Source organism: Actinoplanes sp. NPDC026619, from assembly GCF_040638295.1.
GTDB lineage: Bacteria > Actinomycetota > Actinomycetes > Mycobacteriales > Micromonosporaceae > Actinoplanes.
In genome coordinates this window covers 198,591-213,947 of sequence record NZ_JBEZYA010000011.1, presented here as the reverse complement: position 1 = coordinate 213,947, position 15,357 = coordinate 198,591, and the positions used below count along the sequence as shown (strand labels likewise).

The window sequence follows — 15,357 nt, the reverse complement described above, 5'->3', positions numbered from 1 at the left end:
CTCAACCAGGTTGGTTGAGAACGCGCAGCCGTGCCGGGCGATGCGAGGCGGCACTTGGCTGCGGTTACTCGCGGGCGGCCAGCAGCGTGATCGGGGCGGGCCTGGTTGCTGACCAGGAGGTGATCAGGCTGGTGGCTCCGGTTGCGACCAGGGCCACCGCGCAGACGGCGGCGATCAGCGGCCACGGCAGCGTCACGGTGGCGGTGCCGGTCACCGCGGAGGTGGTGCGGGCGGCGGCGATCAGGGCGCCGGCGCCGGCCGCGGCCCCCAGCAGGATCGCGGCCACCGTCACGGCAGAGGACTCGAGCAGGGCCGCCAGCAGCACCTGCGGGCGGCTCAGGCCGCCCACCCGGGCCGCGGCGAACTCCCGGCGGCGCGACGCGGCGCCGATCACGATCGAGTTGACCACGCCGATCAGCGCGTAGAGGGCGCCCAGGCCCATCACCACCAGGAAGATCTTGTCGTTCACCGCGGAGCGGGCGGCCGCGTCGTCGCGCAGCCAGTCGTCGGCGTCCGTCACCGTCCCGATCCGGCCCAGCGCTGCCCGCACCTGCTCGGCGGAGGCGCCCGGGGCCAGGGTGACGAAGGACTGCGCGGGCGCGTCGGCCAGCAGTCGGTCCGGCACCAGGCCCGGCGGCAGCAGCAGGTTGACGCCACCGCTGATGGTGACCGGCACCGATGCCACGATCGGCACCGCACCGAGATCGAGGTCGGGCAGCGACAGTCGGACCGTCCCGCTGGTCGGCACCTCGCCGCCGGGACCGGCCGCCGCGGCGTGACCCGCCAGCGCCGACAGCCCGCCGGTCACTGAGTGCGCGAGAGCGTAGGTCGCCGGGTCGACGACCAGGGCCGACGCCGACTCCGACTCGTCGCCCGCGACGACGGTCGCCGGCATCGACAGCTCGGTGGAGGCCGACGCGATGCCGGGGACCGCGGCGATCGCCGGACCGACCGGGCCGGTGGCGGTGACCACCAGGTCGGCGTGGGTCTGGCGGCGCAGCTCGTTGATGCCGGCGTCGGTGAACGACGCGCCGGCCGCGGCCGTGCCGACGACCAGCGCGACCAGCACGATCAGCGGCGCCGCCACCGAGGCGCTGCGCCGTCGCGCGTCCCAGAGATTGGCCCGGGCCAGCACCCCGAGCACTCCGCGGCCGGTCGGCAGCAGACGCCCGAGCAGCGGCACCACGAGCGGGCTCAGCGCGGCGGCCGCGATCGCCGCCGGCAACGGCACGTTCATCGCCATGGCCGCGCCGCCGCCGGGACCGCCGACCGGGGCCACGATGATCAGCGCCAGCGCGCCGCCCGCGAAGATCAGCCCGGCGATCCACCGGGTCGCGGTCATCACCCTGGCCGCCGCACCGGTGTCGCGCAGCGCCTCCAGGGGCTGCACCCGCGCCGCCCGGTGGGCCGCGACCATCGCCCCGGCCAGGGCCAGGACGATGCCGGTGCCGAACGAGACGCCGAGGATCCACGGCTGCCACCGGCCCTCGAAGCCGGCCGGCACGAAGCCCAGACGGCTCATCAGCGCCGCCTGCCCGGCCATGACCGCGAGGCCGACCGGCACTCCGGCCGCCGCGCCGAGGCCGCCGAGCAGCACCGCCTCGCGCAGCAGCCGCCGGCGCACCTGGCCACGGCCGGCGCCGACCAGGCGCAGCAGGGCGAAGTCGCGGCGGCGCTGGGCGACGGTGAACGCGAACGTGGAGCTGATGATGAATCCGGCCAGGAACGTGGCGATGCCGAGGATCAGGCCGAGCATGGAGACGGCGGCGGTGATGTTGTCGGAGAACTCCATCCGCTCGGCGGTGCCCAGGCCGGCCGGCGGGTCGAGGGTCGCCGCGGTGATCAGCAGCAGCAGTGACGACTGCACGAGCGCCACGCCGAGCGTGACCGACAGCAGCGAACCCGCGAACAGCGCGATCATGACCCGACCTCCAGCGAGGCGAGCCGGGCGGCGACGTCACGCGCGCTCGCGCCGGCGAGCCGGTCGACCACCCGGCCGTCGCGCAGGAAGACCACCGCGTCGGCGCGGGCGGCGGCGAGCGGATCGTGGGTGACCATGACGATGCTCTGACCGGCCGACGCCATCTGGCGGAGCAGCTCCAGCACGGTCACGGCCGAGGTCGAGTCGAGCGCTCCGGTGGGCTCGTCGGCGAACAGCACGTCGGGCCCGGTCACCATGGCCCGGGCGATCGCCACCCGCTGCTGCTGGCCGCCGGAGAGCTCGCGGGGCTTGTGCCGGGCCCGGTCGGCCAGCCCGACCGAGGCGAGCGTGTCGCGCACGAGCGCGGACGACGGCCGCCGGCCGGCCAGGCGCAGGGGCAGCGCCACATTTTGCGCCGCCGTGAGGGAGCCGATCAGGTTGAAGCTCTGGAAGACGAAGCCGATCCGGGTGCGGCGCAGCGACGTCAGGAGGCGGTCGCCCGCCGTCGTGAGGTCGGTGTCGCCGAGCAGGACCTGGCCGGAGTCGACCCGCTCGAGCCCGGCGGCACAGTGCAAGAGGGTCGACTTGCCGGAGCCCGAAGGGCCCATCACGGCCGTCCAGGCGCCGCGCGGAAACTCCAGCGTCACGTCGTCGACGGCCCGGACCGAGGCGTTGCCCCGCCCGTAGACCCGGCTGATCGCGCTCAGCGTCACCGCCGCGGATGCCCTGGTCATGGTCGTTGTCGTCATGGCGAAAACGCTATTCGGGGCGGCGCCGGAAGTCCCTACCGCAGGCACCCTTTTCGGGGGTAGTGCTAGCCGTACCTCCGCTGAGTACAAAGGCTCAGGCGCCGGCCCGGCGAGCGTCCATAGGGTCTCTGCCATGGCGAAAAAACGCAGATGGCCGTGGGTGGCCGGGGCGGTCGTGCTGGTCGCGCTGGGCGCGACCGCGGCACTTGCGGTGGTACGGGATCCGCTGCTGCTCCCGGGCGACCACGAACTGACCGTGTATGCGGTGAACGACGGCATCTCCACCGAGGTGACCAAGGCCCCGGGCCTGGTCGGCCGGGTGATCGGCATGTGCGACGCGGACACCTACTACGCCGAGCAGGGCGACCGGAAACTGTGCCTGGTGCTCAACGGCCCCCTCGGCGACGTCCGGGCCACCCGCAAAGACGGCAAGGTCACCGTGTCCGCCGCCGAGGTCGCCAGGCTGCGGAGCATGGCCGCCCAGGACACCGGAACGCCCGCCCCGACCACCACCCTGGTGCTGATGTCCGGCAAGCCGGCCGCCCTGATCCCGGTCGCCGACCTGGTCGACGGGCAGCCGGCGAGTGTGCCGGCTCTTTAGACCGAAGCCTTCCAGCCGAGCGCCGGCCCGAGCTTGGTGGCGATGTCGGTGAGGATCTGCACGTAGTCGTCGTGCTCGAAGCTGAACGGCAGCGCGAACGCGACCTCGTCCACCTCACGGAACGCCGCGTGGGCGTGCAGCCTCTCGGCGATCTGCTCGGAGCTGCCGACGTAGTCGATCGAGAAGAGCATCCGCGCCGGTCCCTGCGGGGCGGCGGTACGGGGGGTGCGCTTCTCGACGTACGCCTGATAGCGGGCCTTTTGATCGGAAGTTGCCGAGTCGGTGGGGATCACCACCAGGCCCTGGGACACCCGGGCCTTCTCGCCGTCGGGGTGGTGGGCGCGGAACGTGCGGATGTGCGAGAGCTGGATCTCGGCGAAGTCCTCCGCCTCCTCGGCCTTGACGACGCTGCTGGTCAGGAAGTTCATCCGGTTCTCGCCGGCCCACTGCGCCGACCGCAGGCTGGCCCCGCCGTACCACATCCGGCTGCCCAGTCCCGGCGCGTGCGGCTCGATCCGGTTGGAGAAGACCTCGAAGCCCTCGTTGCCGGCGAAGTCGGTGGCGGGCTCACCGCGTACATAAGCAAGCAGTTTTTCCACCCGGCCGTAGCTGAAGTCTTCCGCGTCGGCCGTGTGCGGATAGAGCGCGGTTTTGACCTTGTCCCATTGCATGGGTGGGCCGACGCTGACGCCCGGGTTGAGCCGGCCGCCGGACAGCACGTCGACGGTGGCCAGATCTTCCGCCAGGCGCAGCGGGTTTTCCCAGCCCAGCGGGATGACGGCGGCGCCCAGGCCGATCCGCGAGGTGCGCTGCGAGGCGGCGGCGAGCACCGCGACCGGCGAGGAGATGCCGTACTGCAGGTGCCGGTGGCGCACCCAGGCGCTGTCGAAGCCGAGGTCCTCCCCCAGCTTGATGATTTCCAAGGTCGACTCGTGGCCGGCCCGGGGATTTTCCGGATCGAACAGCCCGATGGTGAGGAAGCCGAGTTGGCGAAGTGGTTCGTCCCGCATGAGATCCAGAGTGTCACGGCGCCTGCTCACATGCCGATAACCTACCCATATGTTGATCACGATCGTCGCCGACTACGGGGCCGGCGACCTCGCGTTCGCCGAGGTGCGGCAACGCTTCGCCAAACTGATGCGGCACGCCGAGACGACCGAGGTGCCGGTGCGCCCGTTCGACACCGTCGGCGCCGGCTTCTGCGTCGCTCAACTCGCCTTCGGCGACGGACCATCAAACCGGATTGTGTACGCGAACGTAGCGCCCCGCACCGACGAGGACGACGCGCGCACCGACAACGCCGGCGAACCGCTGTCCGCGTGCCGCCTGCCCTCGGGCGTGCTGGTGGTGGGCGTGGCCGCCGGTTTCAGCATGTCGTTCCTGGAGCGCCCGATCCGCGCGGTCAAGGTCGCCGACGCCGGCTCCCAGTTCCGCTCCCGCGACGTGTTCCCGGCCGCCGTCGCCGACCTGGCCCGCGGCAACGACCTGCTCGGCGCCGAGCTGACCGTCCCACCCCCGCCGCCCCGGTCGGTGGTTTGGACCGACGGCTACGGCAACCTGAAAACGTCCTGGCACGAGCCACCGGCCCCGGTCGGCGCCACGGTCCGGGTCCGCATCGGCGAGACGGAAGCCGAGGCAGTGGTGAGCGACGGAGTCTTCGCCGTCCCGTCGGGCACGATGTCGTTCGCCCCCGGCAGCTCAGGCTGGGACAGCCCGTTCTACGAACTGCTCCTGCGCGGCGGCAACGCCGCCGAACGCTTCGGCGCCCCACCCAACGGCACCCCGGTCCAGATCGCCTGACCGTCAGGGAGCAAGCCGCCACAACGCATCGAGCGGAAGAGCCCGGATCTTCTCGCCGAACGGAAGCGTCTGCTGTCCGGCATAGAGCACGTAGCCGGCGATGAACCGGTCGCCGAGCAGGTCGGCCAGTTGGCGCAGTCCGCGCAGGTCTTCGGTGCGGACGTTTGATCCGGCCTTCACCTCCACCCCGATGACCCGGCCGTCGGGCGTCTGCAGCACGGCATCCACCTCGACGCCGTCCTTCGTGCGGTAGTGACGGAGCGACGCCCGCTCCTGCGACCAGGTGAGCTGCCGGGCCAGTTCCATCAGGACGAGGTTCTCGATGATCTGCCCGGCGGCTCCACCGGGCTCGTTGAGGCGCACCGAGTCCTGCCCGATGAGGTGACAGGCCACTCCGGTGTCGACCACGGCCAGCTTCGGCGTGCCGATGGCCCGCCGGGTCAGATCGGATGACCAGGCCGGGATGGTCTTGATCAGGAAGACCGAGGACAGCAGCTCCAGATAGCGCACCAGCGTGCTGCGCGGAATGCTGGACTGGCCGGCCAACGTCCCGGGGACCAGCAGATGCGCCGCGCCGGCGGCCAGCAGAGCGAGCAGCTTCATCAACTCGCCGCGGCGCTCGATGCTGGAGATCTCCAGTACGTCACGCTCGATGAGCGTCGTGAGGTACGAGTCGAAGAAGGCGGCTCGGCGACGAGGAACGCGACGCACGGCCTCGGGAAATCCACCCGCTACCGCGCGCTCCAGATAGTCCTTCCGGCGCAGCGCGGAAGTGTGGCTCAGGCCCGGGCCGTGCTGGAAGGCGGCGTCCACGAAGCGATCGGGCTCGCCCGCGATCTCGCCCTGCGAGAACGGCCAAAGCTCGATGATCTCCATCCGGCCGGGCAGAGCGTCCGGGAGCGTGCGCAGGGCCAGGATCCGCGACGAGCCGGTCAGGATGTCGACCCAGAACCATGATCAGTGGTCATCTGGCCATGCCCTTCGTGGTCACCTGGCCGCTGTCTACGTGGTGATCTGGCCGCTTGGCTCGTGGTCAGTCGGCCGCTGCTCGACGCGTAGCCTGACGGGCATGCCCACCTATACCCCCGGACAGGTCGTTGAGAAGACCGGGTTCAGCCTGGACACGCTGCGTTACTACGAGAAGATCGGGCTGCTCGAGGATGTGCCGCGCACGTCCGGCGGGCGGCGGCAGTACCGCGATGACGACGTGGGCTGGCTGGAGATGCTGCGGTGCCTGCGTGACACCGGCATGCCGATCGCGCGGATGCTCGAGTTCGCCGAGTTGAGCCGGGAAGAGGAGTCGATTCCCGATCGGATCGCGCTGCTCGAGGAGCACGACCGGGAGGTCGAGGAGCGGATCGACACGCTGTTGCGGCAGCGCGCGCACATCCGCGGCAAGATCGCCTACTACCGGTCGGTCACCGGCCCACAGGACTGAACTGCGGGCCGGTGACCGGCCGTCACGCTCCGCGCAGCGTCGCGCCGTGCCGGGCGGCGACCGCGGCGACCGCGGCGTCCCGGGCCGCCAGGGCCTCCTCGGAGGTCAGTGTGCGGTCCGGGGCACGGAAGATCAGCTTGTACGCGAGGGACCGCTTGCCCTCGCCGAGCTGATCCGATTCGTACACGTCGAACAGCGCGACCGACTCGAGCAGCTCGCCCGCGCCGGACGCCAGCGCCGCCTCGACCTCGGCGGCCGGAACCGTGCGGTCGAGCACGAGTGCCACGTCGATCAGCGCCGGTGGGAACGCCGAGATCCGGATGCCCTCCACGACCGGGGCGGCCGGGATGGCGCTCAGGTCGAGTTCCATGGCGACCGTCCGCTTGGGCAGGTCGAGCGCCGACACCACGGCCGGGTGCAGCTCGCCGGCGTACCCGATGACCGTGCCGTCCACCGAGACGGCCGCGCACCGGCCCGGATGCCACGGGGTCTGCGCAGCCGCGGCGACGGTGACGCGCGCGTCGGCGATGCCCGCGGCCGACAGCGCGACCCGGGCCGCCGCGATGGCGTCCGCCCAGATCGCGGCGCGACCGGCGCCCCACCAGCCGGACGGGGCGAACTCGCCGGTCAGCACGGCGGCGAGGTGCCACGGCTGGGCCGGCACGAACGCGTTGGCCGCGTCCCACTCGGCGTCGGTGGGCCGCCGGTCGACGCCCATGACGGGCGGCGGGGTGGTCGACCCGGACGGCAGGAACACCGTGCCGATCTCGTACAGCGCCAGGTCGCGCAGGCCGCGGCTGAGGTTGCGCCGGAGGGTGACGCCGAGCAGGGGCGCCAGCAGCGACGTGCGCAGCAGCGGCTCCTCCTCGGACAGCGGGTTGGTCAGCCGCACCGCGCTACGCCGCGGGTCGTCGGTGGCGTAGCCGAGCGCGTCGGCGAGGGCGGGCGCCACGAACGGGTAGGACAGCACCTCGACGTAGCCGCTCTCGGCCATCGCCCGGCCGACCGTGCGCCGGCGACGCTGGGCGGCCGTGATGCCGCTGCCACCGCGGGCCGGCGGCAGCAGGCTCGGGATGTCGTTGTAACCGGCGAGCCGGGCCACCTCCTCGACCAGGTCGATCGGGGCGACCAGGTCGGGCCGCCAGCTCGGCGGGGTGACCTCGAGCGGCTCCACGCCGGTGACCGTGCAGCCGACCTTTTCGAGCAGCTCCACCACCTGGGAAGCCGGGTACGGCACGCCGACCCGCTGCCCCGGAAGTGCCGGGTCGAGCAGGATCACCGAGGGATGAGTGCGGTGGTCGAGGTCGAGGACCCGCTCGTCGACGGTGCCGCCGGCGTGCGCGGTCAGGATCTGCACCGCCCGCTCCAGCGCGACCAGGGTGAGGCCAGGGTCGACGCCCCGCTCCCAGCGCTTGGCCGCCTCGCTGAACAGCTTGTGCCGCCGCGCGGTGCGACCCACCATGATCGGGTCCCAGTGCGCGGCCTCGAGCAGCACGTCAACGGTGTCCGGCTGCCACTCGCTGGTCTCGCCGCCCATCACCGCGGCGAGCGAGATCGGGCCGGTGTCGTCGCAGATCACCATGTCCTCGGCGTCGAGCACGCGGGCCACGCCGTCGAGGGTGGTCAGCTTCTCGCCGGGCCGGCTGCGGCGGACCACGAGGGAGCCGCTGAGCCGGCCGAGATCGAACACGTGCATCGGCTGGCCGAGCTCGAGCATCAGGTAGTTGGTGATGTCGACCGGCAGCGAGATGGTGCGGATGCCGGCCGCGACGAGGCGGCGCTGCATCCAGTCGGGCGACGGCGCGTTCGGATCGATGCCGCGCACCACCCGGGCCGAGAACCGGTCGCAGCCGACGGTGTCCTCGACGGTCACGGCGTGCGGCACATCGGCCGTGCCGGCGGCCGCCGCGATCAGAGCGGGGTCGGTGTACGCGGCCTCGAAGCTGTACGACAATTCGCGCGCGAGCCCGCGCAGGCTCATCTCGTAGCCCCGGTCCGGCGTGATCTCCACGTCGACCACGACGTCGTCCAGCCCGACCAGCGGGCGGGCGTCCGCACCGGGCGTGCCGGTGGGCAGCACGATGATGCCGGAGTGGTCACTGCCCAGCCCGAGCTCGGCGGCCGAGCAGATCATGCCGTTCGAGTTGCGACCGTAGGTCTTCCGCGCGCCGATCTTGAACCCGCCCGGCAGCTCACCGCCCGGGAGGATGACGACAACGAGGTCATCGACCGCGAAGTTGCGGGCGCCGCAGACGATCTCCTGCGGGGCGCCGCGGCCGACGTCGACCGTGCAGAACCGGATCGGCTTCTTGAAGCCGGTCAGCTCCTCGATGGTCAGCACCTTGCCGACGACCAGGTCACCCTGGACGGTGGCAGCCTGGTCGACGATCGACTCGACCTCCATGCCGAGGTTGGTCAGCGCATCGTCGAGTTCTTCCGTCGAGAGGCCGGCGGGCAGCGAGACGTAGTCACGCAGCCAGGAAAGCGAAGTCTTCATCGCCTCAGACCTCCATGCCGAAGTTCACGGTGAAGCGCGCGTCGCCCTCGACCAGGTCGCGCATGTCGCCCACGCCGTTGCGGAACATCAGGGTGCGGTCGACGCCCATGCCGAACGCGAAGCCCGAGTACCGGTCGGGGTCGATGCCGCAGGCCACCAGGACCCGCGGGTTGACCATGCCGCAGCCACCCCACTCGACCCAGCGCGGCCCGTCCCGGTGATGAGCGAACCACACGTCGAACTCGGCGGACGGCTCGGTGAACGGGAAGTAGTGCGGCCGCCAGCGGGTGCGCGCGTCCGGCCCGAACATCGCCTTGGCGAAGTGGTCGAGGGTGCCGCGCAGGTGGGCCATCGTGATGCCCTCGTCGACGACCAGACCCTCGATCTGGTGGAAGACCGGGCTGTGCGTGGCGTCCAGCTCGTCCGAGCGGTAGGTCCGGCCGGGGCAGACCACGTAGATCGGCGGCTGCCGGGTGAGCATGGTGCGCACCTGGCCGGGCGACGTGTGCGTGCGCAGCACCAGGCCGGGCAAATCCACGTAGAACGTGTCCATGGTGCCGCGCACCGGGTTGTCCGGCCCGATGCTGAGCGCGTCGAAGTTGGCCCACTCGAGCTCCAGCTCGGGGCCCTCCACCACGTCGTAGCCCATGCCGGCGAACAGGTCGCCCATGTGCTCCATCAGCGTGGTCAGCGGGTGCCGGGCACCGCGGGGCCGCCGGTCCCACGGGAGGGTGACGTCGACACGCTCCTCGACCAGCACCTTCGCGGCCTGCTCGACCTCGAGCGCGGCGTGGCGGGCATCGAACGCGCCCTGGATCGCCTGGCGGGCCTCGTTGACCCGCTTACCGGCGTCGGACTTCGCGGCCGGCGGCAGGGAACCGATCTCCCGGCGGGCGAGCGAGACCGGCGAGCGGTCGCCCAGGTGAGCCGGCTTCAGCGCACCCAGCCCGTCCAGATCGGACGCGGCGGCAAACGCGCTCTCAGCGGCCGCGACGGCTTCGGAAAGCGAGTCAGGCGACAGCAGGACGGCTTGCTTCGGATCGTACGGATCGTTGCGGTAGGACATGGTCTCCCTCACACCGGAAATGCCACGGGGCAGTCTACGGAGAGCGGCTGAGCCGCAGCCCGCCGGTCAGGGAGAAGCGCGCAGAAGTCAGATCCGGCGCCCGCGACCAGCGGGCCGGATAAACAGCATCATCGGACCTGACACGCCGTCAGCATACCGCCACCACGATGCCTCCGGCGCGGGCCACCGGATCGTCCATCCGCATGAGCGCGTCGCCGGCCTCGGCCAGCGGGATGGTCGAGCCGACCAGGCGCCGCGGGTTCAGCTTGCCCGCGACGACCAGGTCGAGCATGGCCGGGTAGTCGGCCGCGGCCATCCCGTGCGAGCCGAAGATCTCCAGCTCGTGCGCGACGACGAGGTCCCACGGCAGCGGCGCGCGGGCCTCGCCGCCCAGCATCAGGCCGACCTGCACGTGCCGGCCGCGGCGGCGCAGGCTGCGCACCGAGGCCATCGCGGTGGCCGCCGAGCCGTACGCGTCGATCGCCACGTCCGCCTCGCCGACGATCTCGGTCTTCGGCACCGCGCCGAGGTCGGCGGCCGCCGAGCGAGCAGCCGGTGACGGGTCCACCGCGAGCACGCGCGCGCCCAGCGCCACCGCGATCATCACGGCCGAGAGCCCCACTCCCCCGCAGCCGTAGACCGCGACGGTGGCGTTCGCCGGCAGCTCTCCGCGCAGCGCCCGGAACGCGGTCGCGAACCGGCAGCCGAGCGCGGCCGCGCCGACGAAGTCGATCTCGTCCGGCAGCCGCACCAGGTTGGTGCCGGCCGCGCGCACCACCACCCGTTCGGCGAACGATCCCGGATGGGTGAAGCCGGGCTGTGTCTGGTCCGGGCACACCTGAGCGTTGCCGGACCGGCAGTAGTCGCACTGCCCGCACCCGTTGACGAACGGCGCCGTGACCCGGTCACCCACCGCGAAGCCGTCGACGTCACGCCCCAGCGCCGAGACGACCCCGGCGAACTCATGACCGGGCACGTGCGGCAATGACACCGGGTCATGACCGCGCCAGGCGTGCCAGTCCGATCGGCACACCCCGGTCGCCCGGACCTCGACGATCGCGCCGTCCGGCGGCAGCACCGGCTCGGGGATCTGCCGCATCGCGACCGGCGCGCCGACAGCGTCGTAGACCAGGGCGCGCATCAGCGTTGTGCCCGCGCCGAGGCGAACAGGCAGACGGCGGCCGCGGCGGCCAGGTTCAGGCTCTCCGCGCCGCCGTAGATCGGCACCCGCACCCGCCGGTCGGCCGCGTCGAGCACCTCGCGCGGCAGCCCGTGCGCCTCCGACCCGAAGATCCACGCGGTCGGCGCCTCGAGCACCCCGTCGTCCATCAGCGAATCAAGGTCATCCGCGCCGGATCCGCTGGTCGCGAGCGTCTGCAGCCCGAAATCCCGCAGGTCGTCGAGCAAGGAGAGATCGGTCCGCACCACATCTACATGAAACAGCGAGCCCGCCGACGCGCGTACGCATTTGCCGTTGAAGGGATCGACCGCGTCGCCCGCGAAGATCACCGCGCTCGCGCCGGCCGCGTCAGCGGTCCGCAGGACCGTCCCGGCGTTACCGGGGTCACGGATCTCCGCCACCACCGCCACCAGCCGTGGTCGCTTGGCGAGCGCCGCACTCAGCGTCACGTCCATCTGCTCGCAGACCGCGACGATGCCTTGCGGCTGCACGGTCTCGGTGAGCGCCTCGATCGCGTCGTCGTCGACCGCGGAGACACTCGGCGCGAGCAGCGCGAGATCGCCGTGCCGGTTCAGCGCGGCCTCGGTGCCGAACAGCTCGAGCACCACCCCCGCGGCGAGCGCCTCGCGCACGGCCTGCGGCCCTTCGGCCAGAAATCGCCTGCTCTGATCGCGATCCCTACGGCGCTGCAGACGCCGGGCCGCGACAATTCGAGGAGTACGAGTCGTAAAAGTCATCGAAAACGCCGACCGTTCCGGGACTCGGGCGCGAAAAGCAGGACGCCCCCCGATACTCGGAGGGCGTCCCAACTTCGATTCGTGAATCAGGCAGCCTGGGCGGAAGCGCCGCCGGTGCCCTCGGCCACGACGGCAGCCCGCGCGACCTCGACGATGGCCGCGAAGGCGGCGGCGTCGTTGACGGCCAGGTCGGCCAGGATCTTGCGGTCCACCTCGATCTCCGCGAGCCGGAGGCCCTGGATGAGGCGGTTGTAGGTCATGCCGTTCGCACGAGCGGCCGCGTTGATGCGCGTGATCCACAGCTGGCGGAAGTCGCCCTTGCGGTCACGGCGGTCGCGGTACGCGTACTGCATCGAGTGCAGCACCTGCTCCTTGGCCTTGCGGTACAGCCGCGAACGCTGTCCGCGGTACCCGCTGGCCGATTCGAGCAGGGTACGGCGCTTCTTCTGGGCATTTACAGCCCGCTTGACGCGTGCCATTTCAGTACTCCTAACAGGGGAACGTATGTGGCGCGCGCGTCAGCGGCCCAGCAACTTCTTGATGCGCTTGGTGTCGGCCTTGGCCACGGTGACCGTGCCCGTCATCCGACGAGTGACCTTGGAGGACTTGCCCTCCAGCAGGTGACGCTTGCCGGCCTGCTCGGTCAGGAGCTTGCCCTTGCCGGTTACCTTCACCCGCTTGCCGGTACCGGTGTGGGGCTTGAACTTCGGCACTTGAAGCCTCTTTCTGATCTTTCCGCCCGGCCGGGGCCGGGCGGAAAAGCTTGACTACTCTGCGGTGGTGTCGACGACCTCGGCCGCCGGTGCCTCGGCACTCTCGGCACCATCGCCCTCGCGCGGCTCCCGCGGCGGGCGTGCGTTGGCCGCGATCGTCGCAGCTGCGGCTGCCTTGGTAGCCCGGTGAGGGGCCAAAACCATGATCATGTTGCGGCCGTCCTGCTTCGGACTGGCCTCTACGAAGCCCAGTTCCGAGATCTCCTCGCTGAGCCGGCGCAGGAGCCGGAAACCCAGCTCGGGGCGGCTCTGCTCACGACCGCGGAACATGATCGTCACCTTGACCTTGTCGCCCGCCTTGAGGAACCGCACCACGTGGCCCTTTTTGGTCTCGTAGTCGTGCGGGTCGATCTTCGGGCGGAGCTTCATTTCCTTGATGACGGTCTGCTGCTGGTTGCGCCGCGCTTCGCGTGCCTTCAGTGCGCTCTCGTACTTGAACTTGCCGAAGTCCATGAGCTTGCACACCGGCGGCCGCGCCATCGGAGCAACCTCGACCAGGTCCAGGTCAACATCCGCAGCCAGCTGGAGGGCGCGCTCGAGCGGGACGATGCCCACCTGCTCACCTTCCGGGCCGACCAGACGGACCTCACGTGCCCGGATCTGTTCGTTAACGCGTGGTTCGACGCTGATGGGGCCTCCTCAGAACGGTTTACTTTTCCACGCCGCCGCGGTCCCACCCGCGGAGGCGTTGCCAATGTCGGTCGGCCCCAGCGCATCCCCTGGTACGGGGCGCCGGGAAAGCAGAAGGCCCCGGTGTTGCGCCTGAATCAGCGCATGCCAGGGCCCGCTCGACCGGTCATCGGCGCTCTTGAGGAGCGCTCCCCGAGATCGGACCAAATCTCCTTGAAGATCAGGCCGATCCGGGTGACCGGACCCGACGTCTTGATGACGGCGGGTGGGAACCAGCGGGCTCCTCTTTCGCGCCTCCGGCAAACCGGAGACGTGGTCGACTGCCGGGAAGTCTATCAGGCCTTGACGGCGGCCGAATGGAGGGCCCGGAGTGCGCGCACTCCCTCGACCGCGTAGTCCTTGTCGGCCGCCTGCAGCGCGTGGATCGACACCTGCTCGTCGTCGGCCAGCTCCAGTTGCGCCCACGGCGAGTTGCGGTCGAAGCGCACCGCCCGCACCACCGACCAGGGCAGGTCGTAGCCGCCCACCACGTTGCGGATGCGGATGTGGTCGGCGTCGGCGATCACCCGCGGCCGGCAGAACGCCAGGATGCCCAGCCCGAGCAGAATGCCCAGGCCGATCATGGCGGTCTGGTCGCCGCGCTCGAACTGCCCTGAGTTCTCGAAGCCGCTCGACCCGTGCAGGCCGAAGCTGATCACGGTGAAGAGCACCACCACGCCGCCCGCCAGCGAACCAGCGACCCAGCGAATCTTGCGCGGCCGATATGTCACCGTCTCCACGCGGCTCAGCCTACAGCCGGCAGTTGGCGATATCGGTGACCAGGATGGCCCTGGCCCCGAGCTCGTAGAGCTCGTCCATGACCCGGTGCACCTCGGCCCGCTTGACCATCGCCTCGACCGCGACCCAGCCCTCCCGGTGCAGCGGCGACACCGTCGGCGACTCGATGCCCGGGGTCAGCGCGGTCGCGTTCTCCAGCAGCTCGGCCGGTACGTCGTAGGCCAGCATCACGTAGCTGCGGGCCACCAGCACGCCCTGCAGCCGGCGGATGAGCTGGGCGACACCGGCCGGCGCGTTGCCGGGCCGGCCGATCAGGATCGCCGACGAGCGCAGCAGCGGCTCGCCGAGCGTGACGAGGCCGGCCTGACGCAGGGTCGCGCCGGTCTCCACCACGTCGGCGATCAGATCGGCCACCCCGAGGCGGACCGCGTTCTCCACGGCGCCGTCCAGGCGTACGACATCGGCTTTCAGGTCGTTCTCGGCCAGATACCGCGAGACCACGCCGGGGTACGCGGTGGCAATGCGCCGGCCGCCGACCTCGGCGGCCGAGGCGATCGTGCCGGGCGGGGCCGCCCAGCGGAACGTCGCTCCACCGAACGCCAGGTCGACCATCTCCTCGGCGGCGACACCGGAATCGACCAGCAGGTCCCGGCCGGTGATGCCGAGATCGAGGTCGCCGGAGCCGACGTAGGTGGCGATGTCCCGCGGGCGCAGGTAGAAGAACTCGACGTTGTTGGGCTCGTCGCGGCAGATCAGGTCTTTCGGGTCGGTGCGCTGGCGGTAGCCGGCGTCCTTGAGCATCTGCGAGGCGGGCTGGGACAGCGTGCCTTTGTTGGGAATGGCGATGCGCAGCATCGGACGTGCTCCTTCGTGCCTGAAATCCGGATGGGTTTCACAACCGCACGTCAGAGATGTCGGTACACATCCTCGAGGTCGAGACCGGTCGCGATCATCAGGACCTGAGCTTGATAGAGCAGCTGGGAGATCTCCTCCGCGGCCCGCTCGGGGCCCTCGTGCTCGGCGGCCATCCAGGACTCGGCCGCCTCCTCGACGACCTTCTTCCCGATGAAGTGGACCCCTCGCTCCAGGGCCACAACGGTGGACGAGCCCTCGGGGCGCGTCTCCGCCTTCTCCCGAAGCTCGGCGAACAGCTCTTCGAACGTCTTCACGGCCGCCATTGTGACAAGT

17 protein-coding genes are annotated in these 15,357 nt (G+C 71.1%); 3 read left to right on the top strand and 14 right to left on the bottom strand.

Translation table 11 applies throughout. The features are described from left to right. Positions 1 to 64 precede the first annotated feature (64 nt). Positions 65 to 1,921: an ABC transporter permease gene (locus AB0E90_RS24575; protein ID WP_360409888.1), complete on the bottom strand. Its 1,857-nt coding sequence runs from the start codon at positions 1,919 to 1,921 to the stop codon at positions 65 to 67. Continuing rightward, positions 1,918 to 2,670 carry an ABC transporter ATP-binding protein gene (locus AB0E90_RS24570; protein WP_360409885.1) on the bottom strand — a complete coding sequence of 251 codons (753 nt, stop codon included), beginning with the start codon at positions 2,668 to 2,670 and terminating at the stop codon, positions 1,918 to 1,920. Before AB0E90_RS24570 ends, AB0E90_RS24575 begins: the two co-directional genes overlap by 4 nt. A gap of 133 nt (positions 2,671 to 2,803) precedes the next feature. Here AB0E90_RS24570 and AB0E90_RS24565 point away from each other — a divergent pair, with 133 nt between their 5' ends. Then, positions 2,804 to 3,271, top strand: coding sequence for a hypothetical protein (locus AB0E90_RS24565; RefSeq protein ID WP_360409882.1), 468 nt, complete (start codon positions 2,804 to 2,806; stop codon positions 3,269 to 3,271). Here the strand turns inward: AB0E90_RS24565 and AB0E90_RS24560 are convergent. After that, entirely contained in the window at positions 3,268 to 4,281 is a 1,014-nt protein-coding gene (locus AB0E90_RS24560) for an LLM class flavin-dependent oxidoreductase (protein ID WP_360409879.1), read from the bottom strand. The two genes, AB0E90_RS24565 and AB0E90_RS24560, sit on opposite strands and share 4 nt — an antisense overlap. Positions 4,282 to 4,330: 49 nt before the next feature. Between AB0E90_RS24560 and AB0E90_RS24555 the strand changes: the two genes are divergently transcribed. Beyond that, complete coding sequence (locus AB0E90_RS24555) at positions 4,331 to 5,071, top strand: hypothetical protein (protein ID WP_360409877.1); 741 nt, start codon at positions 4,331 to 4,333, stop codon at positions 5,069 to 5,071. A 3-nt stretch (positions 5,072 to 5,074) separates the two neighbouring features. Here AB0E90_RS24555 and AB0E90_RS24550 read toward each other — a convergent pair whose 3' ends face one another. Beyond that, positions 5,075 to 5,947, bottom strand: a complete 873-nt coding sequence (locus tag AB0E90_RS24550; protein WP_360409874.1) for a DUF4143 domain-containing protein — start codon at positions 5,945 to 5,947, stop codon at positions 5,075 to 5,077. 193 nt (positions 5,948 to 6,140) lie between these two features. Between AB0E90_RS24550 and AB0E90_RS24545 the strand changes: the two genes are divergently transcribed. Then, positions 6,141 to 6,509, top strand: a complete 369-nt coding sequence (locus AB0E90_RS24545) for a MerR family transcriptional regulator (RefSeq protein WP_360409871.1) — start codon at positions 6,141 to 6,143, stop codon at positions 6,507 to 6,509. Positions 6,510 to 6,531: 22 nt separating this feature from the next. Here AB0E90_RS24545 and pheT read toward each other — a convergent pair whose 3' ends face one another. From pheT to AB0E90_RS24495, 10 genes are all read right to left on the bottom strand, one after another. Continuing rightward, on the bottom strand, positions 6,532 to 9,006 hold the full coding sequence (gene pheT, locus AB0E90_RS24540; RefSeq protein ID WP_360409868.1) for a phenylalanine--tRNA ligase subunit beta: 2,475 nt from the start codon (positions 9,004 to 9,006) through the stop codon (positions 6,532 to 6,534). Positions 9,007 to 9,010: 4 nt separating this feature from the next. Beyond that, positions 9,011 to 10,072 (bottom strand): phenylalanine--tRNA ligase subunit alpha, encoded by a 1,062-nt coding sequence (locus AB0E90_RS24535; RefSeq protein ID WP_360410175.1) that lies wholly within the window; start codon positions 10,070 to 10,072, stop codon positions 9,011 to 9,013. 148 nt (positions 10,073 to 10,220) lie between these two features. Further along, positions 10,221 to 11,213: an alcohol dehydrogenase catalytic domain-containing protein gene (locus tag AB0E90_RS24530; RefSeq protein ID WP_360409865.1), complete on the bottom strand. Its 993-nt coding sequence runs from the start codon at positions 11,211 to 11,213 to the stop codon at positions 10,221 to 10,223. Next, positions 11,213 to 11,989, bottom strand: a complete 777-nt coding sequence (locus tag AB0E90_RS24525; RefSeq protein WP_360409862.1) for an RNA methyltransferase — start codon at positions 11,987 to 11,989, stop codon at positions 11,213 to 11,215. Before AB0E90_RS24525 ends, AB0E90_RS24530 begins: the two co-directional genes overlap by 1 nt. 86 nt (positions 11,990 to 12,075) lie before the next feature. Beyond that, positions 12,076 to 12,468, bottom strand: coding sequence for a 50S ribosomal protein L20 (rplT, locus tag AB0E90_RS24520; RefSeq protein WP_360409859.1), 393 nt, complete (start codon positions 12,466 to 12,468; stop codon positions 12,076 to 12,078). A gap of 39 nt (positions 12,469 to 12,507) precedes the next feature. Further along, positions 12,508 to 12,702, bottom strand: coding sequence for a 50S ribosomal protein L35 (gene rpmI / locus AB0E90_RS24515; RefSeq protein ID WP_203797340.1), 195 nt, complete (start codon positions 12,700 to 12,702; stop codon positions 12,508 to 12,510). A 54-nt stretch (positions 12,703 to 12,756) separates the two neighbouring features. After that, complete coding sequence (gene infC / locus AB0E90_RS24510; RefSeq protein WP_360410172.1) at positions 12,757 to 13,392, bottom strand: translation initiation factor IF-3; 636 nt, start codon at positions 13,390 to 13,392, stop codon at positions 12,757 to 12,759. A gap of 335 nt (positions 13,393 to 13,727) precedes the next feature. Continuing rightward, positions 13,728 to 14,180: a PH domain-containing protein gene (locus AB0E90_RS24505; RefSeq protein WP_360410169.1), complete on the bottom strand. Its 453-nt coding sequence runs from the start codon at positions 14,178 to 14,180 to the stop codon at positions 13,728 to 13,730. Between the two features lies 1 nt (position 14,181). After that, the gene (hisG, locus tag AB0E90_RS24500; protein ID WP_360409855.1) at positions 14,182 to 15,024 is read right to left on the bottom strand and encodes an ATP phosphoribosyltransferase; all 843 of its coding nucleotides are present in this window, start codon (positions 15,022 to 15,024) and stop codon (positions 14,182 to 14,184) included. Positions 15,025 to 15,074: 50 nt separating this feature from the next. Further along, positions 15,075 to 15,347, bottom strand: a complete 273-nt coding sequence (locus AB0E90_RS24495; RefSeq protein ID WP_239133161.1) for a phosphoribosyl-ATP diphosphatase — start codon at positions 15,345 to 15,347, stop codon at positions 15,075 to 15,077. Positions 15,348 to 15,357 lie beyond the last annotated feature (10 nt).

Bases quoted from the DNA above. Each gene is read 5' to 3' on its own strand.
- rplT (WP_360409859.1), bottom strand. From the start codon at position 12,468: ATGGCACGCGTCAAGCGGGCTGTAAATGCCCAGAAGAAGCGCCGTACC.
- AB0E90_RS24565 (WP_360409882.1), top strand. From the start codon at position 2,804: ATGGCGAAAAAACGCAGATGGCCGTGGGTGGCCGGGGCGGTCGTGCTG.
- AB0E90_RS24525 (WP_360409862.1), bottom strand. From the start codon at position 11,989: ATGACTTTTACGACTCGTACTCCTCGAATTGTCGCGGCCCGGCGTCTG.
- pheT (WP_360409868.1), bottom strand. From the start codon at position 9,006: ATGAAGACTTCGCTTTCCTGGCTGCGTGACTACGTCTCGCTGCCCGCC.
- AB0E90_RS24545 (WP_360409871.1), top strand. From the start codon at position 6,141: ATGCCCACCTATACCCCCGGACAGGTCGTTGAGAAGACCGGGTTCAGC.
- AB0E90_RS24535 (WP_360410175.1), bottom strand. From the start codon at position 10,072: ATGTCCTACCGCAACGATCCGTACGATCCGAAGCAAGCCGTCCTGCTG.
- AB0E90_RS24555 (WP_360409877.1), top strand. From the start codon at position 4,331: ATGTTGATCACGATCGTCGCCGACTACGGGGCCGGCGACCTCGCGTTC.
- AB0E90_RS24570 (WP_360409885.1), bottom strand. From the start codon at position 2,670: ATGACGACAACGACCATGACCAGGGCATCCGCGGCGGTGACGCTGAGC.
- AB0E90_RS24550 (WP_360409874.1), bottom strand. From the start codon at position 5,947: ATGGAGATCATCGAGCTTTGGCCGTTCTCGCAGGGCGAGATCGCGGGC.
- AB0E90_RS24560 (WP_360409879.1), bottom strand. From the start codon at position 4,281: ATGCGGGACGAACCACTTCGCCAACTCGGCTTCCTCACCATCGGGCTG.
- AB0E90_RS24495 (WP_239133161.1), bottom strand. From the start codon at position 15,347: ATGGCGGCCGTGAAGACGTTCGAAGAGCTGTTCGCCGAGCTTCGGGAG.
- AB0E90_RS24530 (WP_360409865.1), bottom strand. From the start codon at position 11,213: ATGCGCGCCCTGGTCTACGACGCTGTCGGCGCGCCGGTCGCGATGCGG.
- AB0E90_RS24575 (WP_360409888.1), bottom strand. From the start codon at position 1,921: ATGATCGCGCTGTTCGCGGGTTCGCTGCTGTCGGTCACGCTCGGCGTG.
- hisG (WP_360409855.1), bottom strand. From the start codon at position 15,024: ATGCTGCGCATCGCCATTCCCAACAAAGGCACGCTGTCCCAGCCCGCC.